The 20,190-nt window shown below is 72.3% G+C and carries 16 protein-coding genes; 10 read left to right on the forward strand and 6 right to left on the reverse strand.

The annotated features are described in order from the left end of the window. The first annotated feature begins 13 nt into the window (after positions 1-13). Positions 14-1,342: a coenzyme F420-0:L-glutamate ligase gene (locus WAB15_RS16820; protein WP_407286753.1), complete on the forward strand. Its 1,329-nt coding sequence runs from the start codon at positions 14-16 to the stop codon at positions 1,340-1,342. Between the two features lie 9 nt (positions 1,343-1,351). On the opposite strand, the gene WAB15_RS16825 is transcribed toward WAB15_RS16820, so the two are convergent. The 3 genes from WAB15_RS16825 to WAB15_RS16835 all read right to left on the reverse strand — a co-directional run bounded on the left by WAB15_RS16825 (position 1,352) and on the right by WAB15_RS16835 (position 5,072). Continuing rightward, a complete protein-coding gene (locus tag WAB15_RS16825; RefSeq protein WP_399150887.1) occupies positions 1,352-2,257 on the reverse strand; it encodes a DNA-3-methyladenine glycosylase family protein in 906 nt (301 codons plus the stop codon). A 48-nt stretch (positions 2,258-2,305) separates the two neighbouring features. Continuing rightward, complete coding sequence (locus WAB15_RS16830; protein WP_399150888.1) at positions 2,306-3,388, reverse strand: sugar phosphate nucleotidyltransferase; 1,083 nt, start codon at positions 3,386-3,388, stop codon at positions 2,306-2,308. Between the two features lie 343 nt (positions 3,389-3,731). Beyond that, a complete protein-coding gene (locus WAB15_RS16835) occupies positions 3,732-5,072 on the reverse strand; it encodes an N-acetylmuramoyl-L-alanine amidase (protein WP_399150889.1) in 1,341 nt (446 codons plus the stop codon). A 130-nt stretch (positions 5,073-5,202) separates the two neighbouring features. On the opposite strand from WAB15_RS16835, the gene WAB15_RS16840 reads away from it, so the two are divergent. From WAB15_RS16840 to WAB15_RS16855, 4 genes are all read left to right on the forward strand, one after another. Further along, positions 5,203-5,964, forward strand: coding sequence for a TIGR03089 family protein (locus WAB15_RS16840; protein WP_399150890.1), 762 nt, complete (start codon positions 5,203-5,205; stop codon positions 5,962-5,964). Between the two features lie 193 nt (positions 5,965-6,157). Beyond that, entirely contained in the window at positions 6,158-7,372 is a 1,215-nt protein-coding gene (locus tag WAB15_RS16845; protein ID WP_407286754.1) for an LCP family protein, read from the forward strand. A 237-nt stretch (positions 7,373-7,609) separates the two neighbouring features. Next, complete coding sequence (locus WAB15_RS16850) at positions 7,610-9,376, forward strand: LCP family protein (RefSeq protein WP_399150892.1); 1,767 nt, start codon at positions 7,610-7,612, stop codon at positions 9,374-9,376. Positions 9,377-9,447: 71 nt separating this feature from the next. Continuing rightward, complete coding sequence (locus WAB15_RS16855; RefSeq protein ID WP_407286755.1) at positions 9,448-11,139, forward strand: LCP family protein; 1,692 nt, start codon at positions 9,448-9,450, stop codon at positions 11,137-11,139. 137 nt (positions 11,140-11,276) lie between these two features. Here WAB15_RS16855 and WAB15_RS16860 read toward each other — a convergent pair whose 3' ends face one another. Then, a complete protein-coding gene (locus tag WAB15_RS16860; RefSeq protein ID WP_399150894.1) occupies positions 11,277-12,308 on the reverse strand; it encodes a glycosyltransferase family 2 protein in 1,032 nt (343 codons plus the stop codon). A 275-nt stretch (positions 12,309-12,583) separates the two neighbouring features. Here WAB15_RS16860 and WAB15_RS16865 point away from each other — a divergent pair, with 275 nt between their 5' ends. The 3 genes from WAB15_RS16865 to WAB15_RS16875 all read left to right on the forward strand — a co-directional run bounded on the left by WAB15_RS16865 (position 12,584) and on the right by WAB15_RS16875 (position 15,353). Continuing rightward, complete coding sequence (locus tag WAB15_RS16865) at positions 12,584-14,047, forward strand: LCP family protein (protein WP_407286756.1); 1,464 nt, start codon at positions 12,584-12,586, stop codon at positions 14,045-14,047. A gap of 227 nt (positions 14,048-14,274) precedes the next feature. Further along, a complete protein-coding gene (locus WAB15_RS16870) occupies positions 14,275-14,733 on the forward strand; it encodes a hypothetical protein (RefSeq protein ID WP_407286757.1) in 459 nt (152 codons plus the stop codon). A 38-nt stretch (positions 14,734-14,771) separates the two neighbouring features. Beyond that, positions 14,772-15,353 carry a VanZ family protein gene (locus tag WAB15_RS16875; protein ID WP_407286758.1) on the forward strand — a complete coding sequence of 194 codons (582 nt, stop codon included), beginning with the start codon at positions 14,772-14,774 and terminating at the stop codon, positions 15,351-15,353. On the opposite strand, the gene WAB15_RS16880 is transcribed toward WAB15_RS16875, so the two are convergent. Then, positions 15,304-15,858, reverse strand: a complete 555-nt coding sequence (locus tag WAB15_RS16880; RefSeq protein ID WP_399150898.1) for an acyl-CoA thioesterase — start codon at positions 15,856-15,858, stop codon at positions 15,304-15,306. The genes WAB15_RS16875 and WAB15_RS16880 overlap by 50 nt on opposite strands. Before the next feature lie 242 nt (positions 15,859-16,100). Between WAB15_RS16880 and WAB15_RS16885 the strand changes: the two genes are divergently transcribed. Continuing rightward, positions 16,101-17,387: an LCP family protein gene (locus tag WAB15_RS16885; protein WP_407286759.1), complete on the forward strand. Its 1,287-nt coding sequence runs from the start codon at positions 16,101-16,103 to the stop codon at positions 17,385-17,387. Positions 17,388-17,461: 74 nt separating this feature from the next. On the opposite strand, the gene WAB15_RS16890 is transcribed toward WAB15_RS16885, so the two are convergent. Beyond that, positions 17,462-18,637, reverse strand: a complete 1,176-nt coding sequence (locus tag WAB15_RS16890; RefSeq protein WP_393499870.1) for an acyl-CoA dehydrogenase — start codon at positions 18,635-18,637, stop codon at positions 17,462-17,464. A gap of 209 nt (positions 18,638-18,846) precedes the next feature. Between WAB15_RS16890 and WAB15_RS16895 the strand changes: the two genes are divergently transcribed. Further along, entirely contained in the window at positions 18,847-20,187 is a 1,341-nt protein-coding gene (locus WAB15_RS16895; RefSeq protein WP_399150900.1) for a UDP-glucose dehydrogenase family protein, read from the forward strand. Positions 20,188-20,190: the final 3 nt, after the last annotated feature.

Here is a 20,190-nt window from a genome sequence, read left to right on the forward strand (position 1 = left end):
GCGAGGTGGCGGCATGAGTGCGGAGCAGGTGCCCGGGTATCGGGTGTGGGCGCTGCCGGGGATGCCCGAGGTACGGCCCGGTGACGACCTGGTCAAGCTGATCGCCGCCGCGGCGACCGCCGACGGCCTGCCGCAACTCGCCGACGGCGATGTGCTGTTGGTGACCTCGAAGATCGTCAGCAAGGCCGAGGGTCGGGTGCTGGAGGCCACCGACCGGGAGGCGGCGATCGACCGGGAGACGGTGCGGGTGGTGGCCCGCCGGGGCACGCTGCGGATCGTGCAGAACCGGCAGGGCCTGGTGATGGCGGCGGCCGGCGTCGACGCCTCCAACACGCGGGCCGGGACGGTGCTGTTGCTGCCCGAGGATCCGGACGCCTCGGCCCGCGCCATCCGGGCGGGCCTGCGCACCGCGCTCGGCGTGGACGTCGGGGTGGTCGTCAGCGACACCTTCGGGCGGCCCTGGCGCGCCGGCCTGACCGACGTCGCCATCGGGGCGGCCGGTGTGCGGGTGCTGGACGACCTGCGCGGCGGCACGGACGCGTACGGCAATCCGCTCAGCGCGACGGTGGTGGCCACCGCGGACGAACTGGCCGCGGCGGGCGACCTGGTCAAGGGCAAGGCGACCGGGCTGCCGGTCGCGGTGGTGCGCGGGCTGGGGCACGTCGTCGAGCCGGCGGGCGACGGCGACGGGGCGCGCGCGCTGGTGCGCGACGCCGGGAGCGACATGTTCCGGCTGGGCACCTCGGAGGCCGTACGGGAGGCGGTGACGCTGCGGCGCACGGTCCGGGCGTTCACCGACGAGCCGGTCGATCCCGGGGCGGTGCGCCGGGCGGTGGCGGCGGCGATCACCGCACCGGCGCCGCACCACACCACACCGTGGCGGTTCGTGCTGCTGGAGTCGGCCGAGGTGCGGCGGCGACTGCTGGACGCCATGCGGGAGGCGTGGATCGCCGATCTGCGTGCCGACGGCAAGTCGCCGGAGTCCATCGCCAAGCGGGTGCGGCGCGGCGACGTGCTGCGCAACGCCCCGTATCTGGCGGTGCCGTGCGTGGTCGCGGACGGCGCGCACAGCTACCCCGACGCGCGGCGCGCCGCGGCGGAGCGGGAGATGTTCCTCGTGGCCGGCGGCGCCGGGATCCAGAACTTCCTGGTGGCGCTGGCGGGCGAGCAGCTGGGCTCCGCCTGGGTGTCGTCGACGATGTTCTGCCGGGACGTCGTACGGGACGTCCTCGGGCTGCCGGAGAACTGGGAGCCGATGGGCGCGGTGGCCATCGGGCGCCCGGCCGGGGCGCCGAAGGAGCGGCCGCCGCGCGCCGCCGACGACTTCGTCGTGGTGCGCTGAGCCGCCCCGTCACAGGCGGGCGATGTCCCCTACCGGGAAGCGCGGCGCCCGCCGCGGCGGGGTGATGCCGGAGAGCAGGATCAGCCGGGCGGCGCGGTGCCGCTGGCCCTCGTAGGGCGCGAGGAGTGCGAGCATCTGCTCGTCGGTGGTACCGCGGCGGCCGGTGAGCGCATAGCCGATGATCTTCGGCAGATGGAGGTCGCCGACCGTGATCGCGTCCGGCGCGCCCAGGGCCCGCTGGAGGGTCTCGGCGGCGGTCCACGGGCCGATGCCCGGTATCGCCGTCAGCCGGCGGGTGGCGTCGGCGAGGTCCATCCGCGCGGCCTCCTCCATCCGGCGCGCGGCCCGTACCGCGCGCAGGATCGCCGAGGAACGCTTGGCGTCGACGCCGGCGCGGTGCCACTCCCAGGAGGGGATCAGCGCCCAGGCGCGCGGGTCGGGCATCACCCGCATCCGCTCCCAGGGGCCGGGGGCCGGCTCGCCGTGCCTCTGGAGCAGCAGCCGCCAGGCGCGGTAGGCCTCGTCGCTGGTGACCTTCTGCTCCAGGATCGAGGGGATCAGCGACTCCAGGACCAGGCCGGTCCGGGCGAGCCGGACGCCGGGGTGGCGGCGGCGCGCCTCGTGCACGATGCGGTGGCGGGCGGTCAGCCGCGCGGGGTCGTCGTGCTCGCCCAGCAGGTCGGGCAGCCGCTCCAGCAGCCAGTCGGCGCCCGGACCCCAGGCCTCGGCCTCGATCTCGCCGGCGGCCGGGCGGGCGGCCAGGCGCAGGGTGCCGGCCCCCTCGGGGGTGCGGCAGGCCCGCCACAGCTCGCCGCCGCGCACCGCGAACGCGGGGTCGCCCGGGCCGCGCTGCAGCACCCCCAGCGTGCGGTGCAGGTCGAACGGGCCGGGCGGGACCCAGGTACGGGCGGGCATGCGGCCAGCGTAGGCGACGCGCCGGCCGCGTGGTGGGGCCGCTGCGGGCTACTGGTCGGAGGAGAACCGCACCGAGCCGGCCGGGATGTCGGCGTCGCACCAGATGCGGATGCCGTCGCGCAGCTCGTTGTCGGCGCCGATCGTCGCGCCGTCGCCGATGACCGCGCCGTCGAGGACCGTGCGGGCGCCGATCCGGGCCCCGGCGCCGATCAGCGAGTCGTTGATCTGGGCGCCCTCTTCGACGACCGCGCCTTCGAGGACGGCGCTGCCGTGGATCCGGGCGCCGGCGCCGACGACGGTGCGCGGGCCGACGACGGTGCCGCCGCTGAGCTTGGCGTCCGCGGCGACCTCGGCGGTCTCCAGGGCCAGGGCCTCGCCGTGGCGGCCGGGCACCGCCGGGGACGGGGCGCGGCCCAGGACCAGGTCGGCGGAGCCGCGGACGAAGGCCTGCGGGGTGCCGAGGTCGAGCCAGTAGGTGGAGTCGACCATGCCCTGGAGGTGGGCGCCGTCGGCGAGCAGTCCGGGGAAGGTCTCGCGTTCGACGGAGACCGGGCGGCCGGCCGGGATGGTGTCGATGACCGACCGGTTGAAGACGTAGGCGCCGGCGTTGATCTGGTCGGTGACGATCTCCTCGGCGGTCTGCGGCTTCTCCAGGAAGGCGGTGACCCGGCCGGTGTCGTCGGTGGGCACCAGGCCGAAGGCGCGCGGGTCCTCGACCCGGGTCAGGTGCAGGGAGACGTCGGCGCCGCAGGTGCGGTGGGTGTCGACGAGGGCGGCGATGTCCAGGCCGGTGAGGATGTCGCCGTTGAAGATCAGCACGGGGTCGCCGGGGGCGGAGTGCAGCCGCTCGGCGACGTTGCGGATGGCGCCGCCGGTGCCCAGCGGCTCCTGTTCGGTGACGTACTCCAGGTGCAGGCCGAGCGACGATCCGTCGCCGAAGTACGGCTCGAAGACCTCGGCGAGGTAGGAGGTGGCGAGGACGATGTGCTCGACGCCGGCGGCCCGGGCGCGGGCCAGCTGGTGGGTCAGGAACGGCACACCGGCCGCCGGGACCATGGGCTTGGGCGTGTGCACCGTCAGCGGTCGCAGCCGGGTGCCCTTGCCGCCGACCAGGAGGATCGCTTCTGTCACTGTGTCCTCTGTTCGCTTCGCTTCTCCGCCCGCTGGGCCCCTCCTGCCCGATGGCGGGCAAGGAGGGAGCAGCGGTGCGGCTCTCGTCGCCGACTGCTGCCGGCGGCTGCACGTGCGACGCTCACGGTGTCTTCACTGCTTCCTGCTGGGGTCGGCCGACCGGCCGACCAGTGTAGGCAGACGGCTTTCCGGTCGCCCGAGGCGGGACGCGCAAGGCCGCGGGGCGCACACGTCGTGGTCGCTAAGACGTGTCCACGGCAGAAACGGTTCAGTGGTGACTAAGCCTGCACCTCGGCAGACCTGCGCAAACCCCCAGGTGCCGCCTCGACCGGCTGAAAACGGGTCAGCGGCCCTGTAGGTGCGCGGCGGCGACGCGGGCGGTGGCGAGTTTGTTGTAGAGGCGGGCGCCGGGGCAGTCGGTGTGGAAGCCGTCCCGGTGGCCGGCGATGGTGTGCATCTGGACCTTGGCGCCCTTGGGGTAGCGGTTGCCGCCGCCGGACAGCATCTGGACGGTGCCGCGCGGATCGACGCCGTGGAGGCCGAGTTTCCAGGCCGCCAGTTTGGAGACCGCGTCGACGGCGGGCTTGGGCGGCTCGGTGCCGGTGAACGCGCCGAGGATGGCGATGCCGGTGCTGTCGGAGTTGAAGCCGAGGGTGTGGGCGCCCATGACGGGCTTGGCGACGCCGCCCGCGCGGCCCTCGTAGACCGTGCCGCACTTGTCGACGAGGAAGTTGTAGCCGATGTCCCGCCAGTGGTTGCTCTTGACGTGGAAGCGGTACATGGCGCGGATCAGTGAAGGGGCCTGTGCGCAGGTGTAGTTGTTGCCCGATCCGCTGTGGTGGATGAAGGCGGCGCGCACGGTGCGGGTGTGGATGAAGGCCTTCTCGCGCAGCCGCTCGTCGGCGCCCCAGCCGGCCCGGGTGACGATCCGCGGGCGCGGTCCGACGTGGGTGGGCCCCGGCGGCGAGCCTTCCACGGCCGCGGCGTCGGCCTGGGAGGCGGCCTGGTCGAGGGCGGGGATCTCGGTGGCGCCGAGGGGGGCGAGCGGGGCGTTGGCGGCGGAGGCCGCGGTGGCTTCGGGGGTGAGCGGGGTCGGGGGGTCGGCCTGCGCGCCGCGGTCGGTGCCCGGCCGGGTGCCGGGGTCGACGAGTTCCAGCCGGAGTCCGGCCGGAGGGGCGGAGGGTGCGCGGTCGCCGGACTCGGGGGTGATGCGCAGTTGGACGCCGTCGGAGTCGCCGACCCACAGGGGCGCGGTACTGCCCCGTACGCCGCTGTCACGGCGTTCGGCGGCGCCGGGGTCGGGGACGTCGTCGTTGTGGGTCTGGACGTCCTGCCAGCCGGACCAGGCGCCGCTGCCGGTGGCGCGGGCACGGACCTGGACCCGGCCGTGCAACGCGGCGCCGGCGTCGTCCCAGACGACCCCGAGGAGGGAGAACGGCCGTACGGTGCGGGCCGGCAGACCGAGTGTCCGGGACGCGGCGGCGGTGTCGCGGTCGGTGCTCTGCGGGGCCACCGCGCCGAGCACCGCCACCGGTAGGGACTGGGTGCTGCCCGGCAGATCGCCGGCGCGCACCGTAGTCGGGGAGGGCGGCCGGCCGGCGGCGGCTCCGGCGTCCGGCGCGAAGGGCAGGGCGATGGCGGCGGTGCACGCCGCGCCGAGGCAGCTCGCGAGGAAGGGGCGCATGGGCACCATCGTGAACACGGCCGGACGGAACGCGCCAACGCGGATCTGACGGCGCATCGGCCGATCCGGTGGCCCGCTCCCCCGGTGCCCGGGCCGTCGCCGGTGGTGTGCCGCGCGTACTCTGGCGGCGATGAACGCCACCGATCGCACCCCCGCCGACCTGCTGGGTTCCGCGCTCGCCGCGGACCCGGCCCGCCCGCTGGTGACCTTCTACGACGACGCCACTGGCGAGCGCGTGGAACTGTCCGTCGCGACCTTCGCCAATTGGGTGGCCAAGACCGCCAACTACCTCCAGGGCGATCTGGCCGCCGAGCCCGGCGACCGGCTCGCGCTGCTGCTGCCCGCGCACTGGCAGACCGCCGTATGGCTGCTGGCCTGTTCGTCGGTGGGCGTGGTCGCGGACGTGGGCGGCGACCCGGCCGCCGCCGACCTCGTCGTCGCCGGACCCGACCGGCTCGATGCGGCGCGGGCGTGCTCCGGAGAGCGGGTGGCGCTGGCGCTGCGCCCGCTGGGCGGCCGCTTCCCCCAGCCTCCCGAGGGCTTCGCCGACTACGCGGTGGAGGTGCCCGGCCAGGGCGACCGCTTCGCGCCGTTCGCGCCGGTGGACCCGGGCGCGGTGGCGCTGTCCGTCGGCGGCGAGGAGCTGACCGGCGCCGGGATCGGGGCGCGCGCGCTGGCCGACGCGGGCGCGGCCGGGATGCCGGATGCGCCGCGGGTGCTGTCGGGGCTGGGGTACGACACCTGGCAGGGCCTGTCGTACGGGCTGTACGCGCCGCTGGCGACCGGCGGCTCGGTGGTGCTGTGCCGCCATCTCGACCGGCTGGGCGCCGAGGCCGCGGCGACCCGCGAGACCAGCGAGAAGATCACGTTCAGGGCGCCGCCGGCGGCCTGAGGGCTCCCTCTTCCTCCCCGCGTCCCCTCCCGCGTCCTCCGGACGGGGGAGGGACCCCGCACCTTGCGGGACGGTACGACCGTTTCGGTCCATGATCTTAAGTTACGTACCACCATGCGGGGTTTGTCCGTCTGCTGTTCCGCCGGGCCCCGCGGGCGGGCGCGATGCCGACTCCGTGAGGGATGGACGCCAGGTGACCGACACCCCCGAGCCCCCCAGGCCCCCCGGCCGGGCCGAGCACCCGGCCGGGGGGCCGGAACCGGACCGGCCGGGGCCGCCCCGCCGCAGGCGCTGGCGGCGCTGGGCCGCGGCGGGGGCGGCCGGCACCGTACTGGCCGGGGCCGGTGCCGGCTGGGCGCTGTACGCCAAGCTCAGCAGCAACATCCACACCGACAGCGCCACCGAGCGGGAGCTGCGCAAGTGGGAGTCCGAGCGGCCTCCCGCCGGCCCGCCGAACGCGCAGAACCTGCTGCTGATCGGCTCGGACAGCCGCCAGGGCGGCAACGGCAAATACGGCCGCAGCCGCGGCCAGCGCTCGGACACCACGATCCTGCTGCACCTGGCGGCGGACCGGAAGAGCGCCACCGCGGTCAGCATCCCGCGCGATCTGATGGTGACGGTGCCGCACTGCAAACGCGCCGACGGCGGGGAGTCCGCACCGCAGACCGCCCAGTTCAACTGGGCGTTCGCCTTCGGCGGCGCGGCCTGCGCGATCCGTACGGCCGAGAAGGCGACCCGGATCCGGATCGACCACTACATGATCATCGACTTCGTCGGCTTCAAGAAGATGGTGGACGCGGTGGACGGCGTGGAGGTCTGCCTGCCGCAGGCCGTTCGCGACGACGAGGCGCACCTCAGGCTGCCCGCGGGCCGGCAGACACTGCACGGCGAGGACGCGCTCGGATACGTACGGGCGCGAAAGAGCTTGGGCAACGGCAGTGACACCCAGCGCATGGAGAGACAACAGCGATTTCTTGGTGCTCTCGTGAAGAAAGTGCAGAGTAATGGTGTCCTGCTCAATCCGACCCGGCTGTATCCGGTGCTGGATGCCGCGACGAGTTCTCTGACCACGGATCCCGGGCTGGCCTCCCTGCGGGGCCTGTACGAATTGGTGCGCAGCACCCGCGGCATTCCCACCGAGCGGGTCCAGTTCCTGACCGTGCCACGTCAGGAGTACCGCTATGACCCCAACCGCGATGAGCTGGTGCAACCGGATGCCGGCCGACTCTTCGGGCAGCTGCGCAGCGATCTTCCGGTCACGGTGCAGCCCACGCGGGACGCCGGTGAGGAGCCCCTGCGCGCCGGAAGCGGATCACCGGACGACAAGCCGGCGGCCTCCCCCGCGCCGTCGGCGAGTTCGGGCCCGACCTTTCCCGGGACGACCGCGGAACACGGGATCTGCGAATAAAGATGCCGCAAAGTACGCCCGGGTACTCGAATGGATTGGGCGGATTGCCCAGTTGTAGGTCAGTGGAATTTGTCACGCGCGTCGCGGGGCGCTGAACTGGGCGGATAGTGTGAGCGATCCGGTCCGCACGTTTGGCTGACCGACGACCATGCACCATTGACATGCACTGCACGATCGACCTACCGAGCGCCTTGAGGGGATGGCGCCGCGTGGCACCGACGGAGGACTCAAGGCACCGTGGACGCGCAAGGCCGTGGGCGGGCGGGCGACGACAACGTCGACCCCGCCGATCAGTGGGTGTTCGATCCGAACACCGGCAATTACGAGCTGCGGCTTGACCCCGCCGGTCAAGCCCCCGCTCGGCCTTCCGACCGCAAGGCGCCCGGTTCCAGACGCGCCGCGCGGCAGCAGCGCGGCGAGGTCGGTGACACCGACACCCGCCCGCTGCCGACCCAGCGCGGCCGCCGCGGCGAGCGCCCCGAGGACGGCGCGGGCGAGCGCCCCGCCGGCGGCAGGGCCGCGGCGCGCCGGGCGGCCGGCCGTACGGCGACGGCGTCGCCGGCCGCGGCGGGCCCGGCCGGGCGGCGCAAGCGCAAGCCGAAGGCGTCGGGCAAGAAGAAGGCGCTGTACTGGACGTCCGGCGTGCTGGGCTTCGTGCTCGTCGCCGTCGGCGGCGGCGCGTTCTACCTCTACCAGCAGCTGAACGGCAACATCTCCAAGGTCGACGTCGGCGTGGAGAACGACGCGGTGTCCGACGGGCCGGTGAACCTGCTGATCATCGGGACGGACGCCCGCTCCGGCAAGGGCAACTCCGGCTACGGCGACGCCGGCAGCGTCGGGCACGCGGACACCACGATCCTGATGCACATCTCCAAGGACCGGTCGAACGCCACCGCGCTGAGCATCCCGCGCGACCTGATCACCGACATCCCGAACTGCACGACGCGGCCCGAGGACGGTCCGAAGAAGGACATCCCCGGTGAGCACGGGGTGCGCTTCAACACCAGCCTGGGGCAGGAGGGCCGGGACCCCGGCTGCACCTGGCGCACCGTCGAGAAGCTGACCGGACTGAAGATCGACCACTTCATGATGGCCGACTTCAACGCGGTCAAGGAGCTCACCGACGCGGTGGACGGCGTGGAGGTCTGCGCCGCCAAGGACATCGACGACCCCAAGTCGCATCTGCGCCTGAAGGCGGGCCGGCACGTCGTCAAGGGTGAGCAGGCGCTGGCGTTCGTCCGCACCCGGCACGCCATCGGGTACGGCAGCGACCTGGACCGGATCAAGATGCAGCAGCAGTTCCTCAGCTCGCTGATCCGCAAGCTGAAGTCCGACGCGTTCTCCAGCCCCGGCAAGCTCTACGACGTCAGCCAGGCGGCGACCAAGGCGCTGACCGTCGACACCGGCATCGGCACCGCGAACAAGCTGCTGGACTTCGGCACCGACCTCAAGAAGGTCGACATCGACAAGGTCACCTTCGCCACGGTGCCGGTGCTGGACAACCCCAACGACCCGGCCACCGTCATCCTGGACCAGGCGAAGGCCGACCCGCTGTTCGCGATGGTGCGGGCCGACCACGCCCTGGCCAAGCACAAGAAGGGCAAGAAGGGGGCGGTCAAGAAGGCCCCGCCGGAGCTCGTACGGGTCGATGTGACCAACGGCGGCGGACCGATCGGCTCGGCGCAGGAGACCGTGGACTGGCTGCAGAACACCAAGGCCGCCAAGCTCTCCACCAACGCCGGCAACGCCCCCGCCAAGCTGGCGGCCACCCGTCTGGAATACGCGCCCAACCAGGCCGACCAGGCCGCGACCCTGGCCGACTGGATGGGCCTGCCCAAGAGCGCGCTGAAGAAGTCCTCGCAGGACGCCGGCGCCCGGGAGCCGATGAAGCTCGTCCTCGGCAAGGACTTCAAGGCGCCGGGCACGCCGATCGACGCGCCGACGGAAACCCCGGACGGGGTGCAGAACGTCAATGCGGATGACAAGAACGTCTGCGCGAAGTGACCGGAGCGGAATCCGGCCGCCGGTGACGGCGCCGAGCGCACCGCCGAACTGACAACGGGGAGAGGGCCCAATTGCGGCAGAGCAGTGTGCGTGGCGACAGATCACGGCGGCGCCGGCGCGAGCCGGACGCACAGGAGTTGGGCTGGGACGACAGCCTCTACGAGGACAAGGGGCTGCCTCCGGACGCCCCCGGGTGGACTCCCGCCGAGGGCGGCGACGTGCCGACCGGTGACGGCGACGTGCCGGCCGAGGGCGGCGGCCACCGCAAGGGGGGCCGGCCGCGCCGCGGCAAGGGCCGCAAGGCGCTGCGCTGGACCGCCCTGAGCCTCGCCGTGCTGATAGTGGGCGCGGCGGGCGCCGGTTACTGGTACTACGAGCACCTCAACGGCAACCTCCGCAAGGCCCCCCGCTCCCTGGGCGGCGGCGGTCTGAAGAAGCCGGACCCCAACGCCTTCGGCCAGAGCCCGCTCAACATTCTGCTGCTGGGCTCGGACGGCCGGAACAGCAAGAAGAACATCGAGCTCGGCGGCGCCCGGCAGGACGCGGACCGCAAGCCGCTGGCCGATGTGCAGATGCTGCTGCACGTCTCCGCCGACCGCAGCAACATGTCGGTGATCTCCATCCCCCGGGACACCCGGGTGACGATCCCCAAGTGCACCGACCCCAAGACCCACGAGGTCTACCCGCAGACCACCAGTGCCATCAACGAGTCGCTCCAGCACGGCGGTCCGGGCTGCACGCTGGCGACCTGGCAGGAGCTGACCGGCATCTACATCGACCACTTCATGATGGTCGACTTCTCCGGCGTGGTGTCCATGGCGGACGCCATCGGCGGGGTCCCGGTCTGCGTGGACAGGAACGTCTACTCGCACGACAGCAAGGGGCACGGCAGCGGGCTGCGGCTCACCAAGGGCACCCACCCCGTCAAGGGCGTCCAGGCCCTGCAGTGGCTGCGCACCCGTTACGGCTTCGAGGACAACACCGACATCGGCCGGGCCAAGGCCCAGCACATGTACATGAACTCGATGGTCCGCCAGCTGAAGTCGGACGCCAAGCTCACCAACCCCGGGGAGCTGCGCGATCTGGCGGAGGCGGCGACCGAGGCGCTGACCGTCGACGACGGCCTCGACACCGTCAAGAAGCTCTACGACCTCGGCGGTGACCTGAGCCGGGTGCCGACCAAGCGCATCACGATGGTGACCATGCCCTGGCAGTACGGCCCCGGCGAGGAGTACGTCGTGCCCAAGCCGGGCGACGCGGAGACGACCTTCGCGATGCTGCGCAACGACACCGCGCTGGACGGCAAGGACCAGAAGAAGAAGGCGACGCCGGACCCCAAGCCGTCAACTCCCAAGGGCCAGCTGAACGTCGTGGTGCAGAACGGCACCGGCAGCACGGTGAACGGACCGGCCTCCGGCCGCGCCTCCGACATCCAGCGGCAACTGGCGGGCCTCGGCTACACCGCGGCCGCCACCAACTCCGTCCTCACCAGCCAGGCCGACACCACGATCACCTACCACGACGCCTCCCGGCGGGGTGACGCGCTGGCCGTGGCCAAGGCGCTCGGCCTGCCCAAGAGCGCCGTCCGGGAGTCGAGTTCGGCCACCGGGATGCGGTTGGTGATCGGCAACGACTGGCGCGCCGGCGTGACGTACCCGAAGAAACCCGGCGACAAGCCCACCGACAAGGCCCCGGCCAGCGCGGACGCCCTCAACGGCGAGAAAAAGGCCTGCATGACGGTGAATCCGCAGTACACCTTCTAGGGGTGCGGATGTGTGGTCCCGTCAGGTGGTCGGTGCCGGCGCCGGAGTGGCGGGCGGCGAAGCGGCGGCCCTAGGGGCCGCCGCAAAGGCCGTGGGACGCGGGGCGCCCGCGCGTGGGGCGCCCCGGCGGGACCCGCCTACTCCGCCCCCGTCGCCGGTCGCACGACCGCCGGGCGGCGGCTGGCGATGACCCGCTTGGCCAGGGAGCGGGGGCTGGTGAGGAAGCCGACGCCCCAGGACATGTGCATGGTGGCCAGCGCCACCGGGATCTGGGCGCGGGCCTTGAGCGACAGTCCCTTGCCGGCGGGCAGCGAGCCCGCGGTGATGGCCGCCAGGTAGCCGGCCGGGACGACGAAGCCCCAGGGTGTGAGGGTCGCGCCGACGAGGACGCCCGCGGCGATCGCGCCGACCGCGGTCGGCGGCGCCAGGTAGCGCAGGTTGATCGAGCCGGAGTGGTAGCGGGCGACGACATGGCGCCACTTGCCGTAGTCCTTGTACTGCTTGGCCAGCGCCTTGATGCTCGGCCGCGGGCGGTACTGGACCTTCAGCTCCGGCGAGAACCAGATCTGGTCGCCGGCCTCGCGGATGCGGAAGTTCAGCTCCCAGTCCTGGGCGCGGATGAACTCCTCGTTGTAGCCGCCCTGCTGCTCCAGGGCCTCACGGCGGAAGACGCCGAGGTAGACCGTCTCGGCGGGGCCGGCCTGGCCGCCCGTGTGGAAGGCGGCGTTGCCGACCCCGATCTTGGAGGTCATCGCGGCGGCGACCGCGTCCTCCCAGGCGTTCTCGCCCTCGGCGTGCATGATGCCGCCGACGTTCGCCGCGCCGGTCTCCTCCAGGAGGCGCACGGCGGTGGCGATGTAGTTCGGCGAGAGCATGCCGTGGCCGTCGACGCGTACGACGATGGGGTGCCGGGAGGCCTTGATGGCGGCGTTGAGCGCGGCGGGGGTGCGGCCCGTCGGGTTCGGCACGGTGTGCACCCGGGCGTCCTCGGCCACCAGCTCGGCGGCGATCTCGTCGGTGCGGTCCGTGGACGGGCCGAGGGCGATCACCACCTCCATCTCGCCGGCGTACTCCTGCTCCAGGATGTGCCGGACCGAATTGCGCAGGTGACGTTCCTCATTGAGCACCGGCATGATCACGGAGACGGCCGGGGGCTGCTGCTGCGGCATGGTTCCTCGGGGGTACGGCCCGTGACGGAGCCGCCAGGGACGGCGGCGCCCGCCGGGTGACTGCGGTATCGCGCCTCACGTTACCGCGAATGGGGGACGCGGTCGGACGCGGTCGGGTGGCCCGGCGATCGATGACCGGCGTGTGGCGCTTTGCAGCAGATCATATTGACCTACGGTGTTCTCTCCCGATTCATCCCCGTTCGTCACTCACCACTACCCCGACCGCTCCCCCGCCGGGCGCCGATCACGCCCGGCCAGCCGCGGAGGTGTCCCCCGTGACCGCGCCGTTCCGCTCCCCCCGCCCGGCCGGGCGACGCCGGTCCGCCCGGGCGGCCGCGTCCCGGCGCGCGTCGGGCCCGCGGTGGGGGCTGCGGAGCAGTGCCGTCGCGTCCGTGCTGCTGCTGGCCGCGAGCGGCGTCGGGCACGCGATGGTGACCGGCGTGGAACGCGGCATCGGGCGGGTGGACGCCTTCACCGGGATGAGCAACCGGCCGGGCGGCGGCGACGGGCTGAACTTCCTGGTCGTGGGCACCGACGGACGCGACCGGCTCACCCCGCGGGAGAAGCGGACGTACCGGCTGGGCGGCGCGCCCTGCCACTGCACCGACACGCTGATGCTGGTGCACCTCTCCGTCGACCGCGACCGCGCCAGCGTCGTCAGCCTGCCGCGCGACTCCTACGCCGAGGTGCCCGCCCACCGGGACGCCGCCACCGGCCGGCAGCGCGCCCAGCACGCCATCAAGCTGAACGCGGCGTACGCGGAGGGCGGCCCCAACCTGACCGTGCGGACCGTCGAGCACATGACGGGGGTGCACATCGACCACTACCTGGAGGTCGACTTCACCAGCTTCATGCACGGCGTGGACGCGGTGGGCGGGGTGGAGATCTGCACCGCGCGTCCGCTGCGCGACAGCTATACGGGGCTGGACCTGCCGGTCGGCAAGTCGCAGCTCAACGGCGGCCGGGCGCTGCAGTACGTGCGCTCGCGGCATATCGACGGCTCCGCCGACCTCGGCCGGATGCAGCGCCAACAGCGCTTCCTGGCCGCCCTCATCCACAAGATCACCTCCTCCGGAGTGCTGATGAACCCGATCCGCTTCAAGGACGTCGCCGACACGATGCTCAAGTCCGTACGCGCCGACTCGGGCTTCGGGGCCAACGACCTGGTCGACCTCGGGCAGGCGATGCGCGGCTTCACCCCGTCGTCCTCGGAGTTCACCTCCGTACCGCTGGCCGATCTGGCGCAGCCGGTGCCGGGGGTCGGCTCGACGGTGCGGTGGGATCCGGTGCGGGCGCCGAAGCTGTTCCAGGCGATCCGCGAGGACCGGCCGATCGCGGTGCACCGGGAGCACAAGGAGCCGCCCGCCACGGCCGTGGAGGTCCCGCCGGACCAGGTGAAGGTGAAGGTCGACGACGGCAGCGACCGGGCGGGGCTTGGGGCGTCGGTGGCCGGTGCGCTGCGGGCCACCGGCTTCGCCGTCACCGGCGCCCCCGCCCGCTCCCCCGGCGCGGTGGCCCGTACGGTCATCGCCTACGACCCGCGCTGGGACCGCTCGGCCCGTTCGCTGGCCGCCGCGCTGCCGGGCGCACAGCTGCGCCCGGTGGCCGGGCAGGGGCCGGTGATGCGGGTGACGGTCGGCCGGCAGCACCACACGGTGCGGCGGGTGCGGGCCGAGGAGCCGGGGCAGCGGCCGGGCGGGATCTCGGCGATCACCGGCGACGAGGCCGTGTGCCCATGAGCGAACGAGGCGAGCCCCTCATCGAGAGGTGCGTGTTTCGCGGAGGCGATGACGAGCGGAGCGAGGATTCGGCATGAGCGAACGAAGTGAGCTCATCATCGAGAGGTGCGTGCTTCGCGGAGGCGATGACGAGCGGAGCGAGGATTCGGCATGAGCGAACGAAGTGAGCTCATCATCGAGAGGTGCGTGCTTCGCGAAGGCGATGACGAGCGGAGCGAGGATTCGGCATGAGTGTCCCCGCGCCCCGTCGCACCACGCCCATGCCGCCCGCGAGCCGTCCCGACGCGCGCCGCTCCGCGCGCCGGGTGTCGGTGGCCGTCGCGGCGATGTGCCTGGTCGTGGCCACCGCCGCCGCGGCTCCCCCGGCGCCCGCCGCCCCGACCGGCTGCGGGGACCTGGTGCGCGGCCAGCTGTGTCTGCGTGGCCCGGTGGGGGCCGACGGCATGTACACCGCGACCTACCGCCGGCAGGGAGCGGCGACCGGCCTGGGCGAGATCTCCGTGCGGCTCGGCTATCAGCGCAAGAACGTCCGTATCACCGCGTTCCCCGGCTGGTTCGGCACCGGGCGGACGCGGGGCGGCGCGGTCACGCTGAGCGGCCGGGTCGAGATGCTTGCGGACGAATGCATCCGGGGCGTCATGGAGCACGGGGAGACGGTCTACGTCACAAAATGGAGCTGCAGTTGACGTCCGGTATGCCCGGACTTTCCTGAAAGGTGCGCATCGTGTGGCAGGTTGTGCTGGGCATCACCCCCACCACGGTGACGCTCTTCCTCATCGTGGCGCTGGCCCTGGCGGCCGCCTTCGCCCTGTGGGCCGCCGCCGTCCCCGCCGACGGCCGGCCACGCACCACCGCCCGGGCGCTGCTGGCGGTCTGGCTGCTGGTGCTCCTGGTGGCGACGCTGGCGCCGACCCAGCCGATCGGCTCCGGGGACGCGACGGTGTGGTGGCGGCCCGGTGAGGGACTGTTCGAGCTGGGCGCCCAGCTCGAACCCGGCGAGCTGGGCATGCTGGTGCGGCGGCAGGTGGCCAACGCCGCGCTGTTCGTGCCGGTACCGCTGCTGCTGCGGTTCGCGGCGCCGCGCACCCCGCTGGCCGCGGCGTTCCTGCTGGGGGTGGGCCTGTGCCTGGCCGTCGAGACGGCGCAGCTGCTGATGCGGGCCGGGCGGATCGCCGATATCGACGATGTGCTGTGCGCGGCGGCCGGCACCGTCGTCGGCGCGGGACTGACCCTGCTCGGGCAGCTGGCCGCGGCCGTTATGCGTCGTCGAGGCCTTCCGCGGCGCGCCGTTCGCGCAGCTCCTTGATCGCGCGGCGCCGGGCGAGGCGGTGCGTGCGGCGGATCTGCGCCTCCTGATAGCGGCGCTTGTCCCGCTCGGTCTCGGGGAGCACCTGCGGCACCTGGCGCGGCTTGCCGTGCTCGTCGACGGCGGCGAAGACGAGGTAGGCGGAGCCGACCTGCTGGGCCGGGCTGGACTCGTTCCAGCGCTCGGCCAGGACCCGTACGCCGACCTCCATCGAGGAGCGGCCGGTCCAGTTGACCTGGGCGCGCACATGGACGAGGTCGCCGATCCGGATCGGTTCCAGGAAGGCCATCTCGTCCATGGAGGCGGTCACGGCCGGCCCGCCGGAGTGCCGCCCGGCCACCGCGCCCGCCGCGTCGTCGACGAGCTTCATGATCACGCCACCGTGCACGGTCCCCAGCAGGTTCGTGTCGCCGGCCGTCATGATGTGGCTGAGCGTGATGCGGGACACGGAGGTGGGCTTGCCCACGAGCTCACCGTCGGGGTCGTTGGTGACGAGTTCGGTCATGCGGCCAGCCTAAGCGGCGGCCGGGGGGCCACCGCCCCGCTCGGTACGTGACACAGGTCTCCTGGTCCCCGTCGGAAACCTTCCGGAATGGATGCTTCCGTTCAGCCCCGCCGGAATGGTCACGGCCCCTTCGGGTATGCGGCGGAAGGCCGCCGTGGCTTTGCATCAGCTCTGCAACAGCCCTGGCCCGATCCGGCACCCGCCCTATGGAGCACCCCCCTGTGGCATGCACACTTCCCGGTATGAATGAGTGGCCCAATGGGTGGTCCGGCGACCAGAACGGCAACCGGTACGGACGCGGCAGCAGCGGCGATCCGGAGGGCGCGCGCGCCATGCCCCAGGTGAGGCGCGACGCGGGCCCCGGCTATCAGCGGCAGGAGCCCGCGATGCCGCCGTCGATGTCCCCGCGCCGGGGAGCGACCGTGCCGCCGCAGCAGTCCCAGGGCTACGACGACGCCTATGACGACGGTTACAACACCGGCCAGGTCTACGGCGGCGGCCGCGGTGGCGGCGGTGGCTACGACGACGGCTACGGCGGCGGCCGGCCGCGTCCCCAGTGGGGCCGCCGCATCAAGCGGACCCTCATCGCCCTGGTCGTGGTGCTGCTGGTCGCCTCGGTCGCCACGTACTTCTGGGCCGACGGCAAGCTCCGCCGCCAGGTCGACCTCAGCAAGGTCATCGAGCGGCCGGAGGAGGGCGACGGCACGAACTACCTGATCGTCGGCTCCGACAGCCGCGAGGGCATGTCCGCCGAGGACAAGAAGAAGCTGCACACCGGCTCCGCCGAGGGCAAGCGGACCGACTCGATGATGATCCTGCACGACGGCAGCAACGGCCCGACGCTGATCTCGCTGCCGCGCGACTCGGACGTCGAGATCCCGTCCTTCGTCGGCTCCGACTCCGGCAAGAAGTACCCGGGCACCGGCCGGCACACCAAGCTCAACGCGGCCTACGCCGAGGACGGGCCGGAGCTGCTGGTGCGCACCGTCGAGTACAACACCAAGCTGCACATCGACCACTACGTCGAGATCGGCTTCGCCGGCTTCGCCAACATCGTGGACGCGATCGGCGGCGTCGAGATGGACATCCCCAAGGCGTTCAAGGACAAGGACTCCGGCGCCGACTTCAAGGCCGGCAAGCAGACCCTCGACGGCCAGCAGGCGCTCGCCTTCGTCCGCACCCGGCACGCGTTCGCGACCCAGGACCTGGAGCGCACCAAGAACCAGCAGAAGTTCCTGGCCACCCTGGCGAGCCAGACCGCCACCCCGGGCACCGTCCTGAACCCCTTCAAGCTCTACCCGACGATGGGCGCCGGCCTGGACACGCTGATCGTCGACAAGGACATGAGCCTGTGGGACCTGGGCCAGATGTTCTTCGCGATGAAGGACGTCACGGGCGGCGACGGCAAGTCGATGAACATGCCGGTCTCCGGCAGCAACGGCGGCAACCTCGTCTGGGACAAGGCCAAGCTCCAGCAGCTGGTGACCCAGCTGAAGAACGACGAGAAGGTCACGGTCTCCGGCGACTGACCGGCGCACCGGGACGGCGAAGGGCCCCGAACCGCGACTGCGGTCCGGGGCCCTTTCGCCGTGCCCGCTGCGCTCTACTGCGGGAGGTTGCGCGCCATCACGATCCGCTGCACCTGGTTGGTGCCCTCGTAGATCTGGGTGATCTTGGCGTCCCGCATCATCCGCTCGACCGGGTAGTCACGGGTGTAGCCGTAGCCGCCGAGCAGCTGGACGGCGTCCGTGGTGATCTCCATGGCCGCGTCGGAGGCGTAGCACTTGGCCGCGGCGCCGAAGAAGGTCAGGTCCTCGCCCTTGCCGCCGGCCGATATCCGCTCGGAGCGGGCGGCCGCGGCGTAGGTGAGCTGACGGGCCGCCTCCAGCTTCATGGCCATGTCGGCGAGCATGAACTGGACGCCCTGGAAGTCGCCGATCGGCTTGCCGAACTGCTTGCGCTCCTGGACGTAGCCCTTGGCGTAGTCCAGGGCACCCTGGGCGATGCCGAGCGCCTGGGCCGCGATCGTGATGCGGGTGTGGTCCAGGGTCTTCATGGCGGTGGCGAAGCCGGTGCCCTCGGCGCCGATCATGCGGTCGGCGGGGATGCGGACGTTGTCCAGGTAGACCTCGCGGGTCGGGGAGCCCTTGATGCCGAGCTTCTTCTCCGGGGCGCCGAAGGAGACGCCCTCGTCGCCCTTCTCCACCACGAACGCGCTGATGCCCCTGGAGCGCTTCTCGGGGTCGGTCACGGCCATGACCGTGTAGTACTCGCTGACGCCGGCGTTGGTGATCCAGCGCTTGACGCCGTTGAGGACCCAGTAGTCGCCGTCACGCACGGCCTTGGTCTTCATGCCGGCCGCGTCGGAGCCGGCGTCCGGCTCGCTCAGGCAGTACGAGAACATCGCGTCGCCCTTGGCGAGCGGGCCCAGGTACTTCTTCTTCAGCTCCTCGGAGCCGGAGAGGATCACCGGCAGCGAGCCGAGCTTGTTGACCGCCGGGATCAGCGAGGACGAGGCGCACACCCGCGCCACCTCCTCGATCACGATGACGGTGGCCAGCGCGTCGGCGCCGGCGCCGCCGTAGGCCTCCGGTACGTGGACGGCGTGCAGGTCGTTGGCGACCAGCGCGTCGAGCGCCTCCTGCGGGAAGCGGGCCTCCTCGTCCACCGCGGCGGCGAACGGCGCGATCTTCGCCTCGGCGAGCGAGCGCACCGACTCACGGAGCATGTCGTGCTCCTCCGACGGCCGGTACAGATCGAAATCAGCGGAACCCGCCACTAACTCTCACTCCCCTGTGAGCTCCCGGCAGTGCTAACTACCGTTAAGTAACCCTTTACCTCTCCGGATTCTAGGTGCCGACCCCGGCCTGCGGATACGTGAGGTTGCCGACAGTTACAGAGCTGCTCCCGCTAGAGCTGGAGTCGACCTTTCCAGGCGCGACTATGCTCGGTCAGCGCCGTTTTCCTCAGTATGCGTCTGGAGCATCCATGGCCCTCAAGATCACCGTGATCGGCACCGGCTACCTTGGCGCCACCCACGCCGCGGCCATGGCCGAGCTCGGCTTCGAGGTGCTGGGGCTCGATGTGGTCCCCGAGAAGATCGAGATGCTGCAGCGCGGCGAGGTCCCGATGTACGAGCCGGGCCTGGAGGAGCTGCTGCGCCGCCATGTCGCCGGGATCGAGGGGTCCAGCGGCCGGCTGCGCTTCACCACCTCCTACGAGGAGGTCGGGGCGTTCGGCGATGTGCACTTCGTCTGCGTGAACACTCCGCAGAAGCACGGTGAGTACGCCTGCGACATGAGTTACGTGGAGAGCGCCTTCGACGCGCTGGCGCCGCATCTGACCCGCCCGGCCCTGGTGGTCGGCAAGTCGACGGTACCGGTGGGCAGCGCCGCCCGGCTCGCGAAGCGGCTGGCGGAGAACGCCCCGGCCGGGGCGACGGCCGAGCTGGCCTGGAACCCCGAGTTCCTGCGCGAGGGCTTCGCCGTCGACGACACCCTGCACCCGGACCGGATCGTGGCCGGCGTGGCCGGCGAGCGGGCCGAGGAGCTGCTGCGCGAGGTGTACGCCACGCCGATCGCCGAGGGCTCGCCGTTCATCGTCATGGACTACCCGACGGCCGAGCTGGTCAAGACCTCCGCCAACTCCTTCCTGGCGACGAAGATCTCCTTCATCAACGCGATGGCCGAGGTGTGCGAGGCGGCCGACGGCGACGTGGTGAAGCTGGCCGAGGCGATCGGGCACGACGAGCGGATCGGGAACAAGTTCCTGCGCGCCGGCATCGGCTTCGGCGGCGGCTGCCTGCCCAAGGACCTGCGGGCCTTCATGGCGCGCGCCGGCGAGCTCGGCGCCGACCAGGCGCTGACGTTCCTGCGCGAGATCGACTCGATCAACATGCGGCGCCGCGGCCACATGGTCGAGCTGACCCGCGACGCGGTCGGCGGCGGCTTCCTCGGCAAGCGGGTCGCCGTCCTCGGCGCCACCTTCAAGCCGGACTCCGACGACGTACGCGACTCCCCCGCGCTCAACGTCGCCGGCCAGATCCACCTCCAGGGCGGCCAGGTCACCGTCTACGACCCGAAGGGCATGGACAACGCGAGGCGCGTCTTCCCGACGCTGAGCTACGCCGACACCGCCCTGGACGCCGTACGCGGCGCCGACGTCGTGCTCCACCTCACGGAGTGGCGGGAGTTCCGCGAACTGGATCCGGCCGCCCTGGCCGAGGTCGTCGCCGAGCGCCGCATCCTGGACGGCCGCAACGCGCTGGACGCCCAGCTGTGGCGCAAGGCGGGCTGGACGTATCGGGCGCTTGGTCGGCCGAAGGCCTAACCT

The organism is Streptomyces sirii (genome assembly GCF_045690365.1).
In the GTDB taxonomy this organism is placed as follows: domain Bacteria; phylum Actinomycetota; class Actinomycetes; order Streptomycetales; family Streptomycetaceae; genus Streptomyces; species Streptomyces sirii.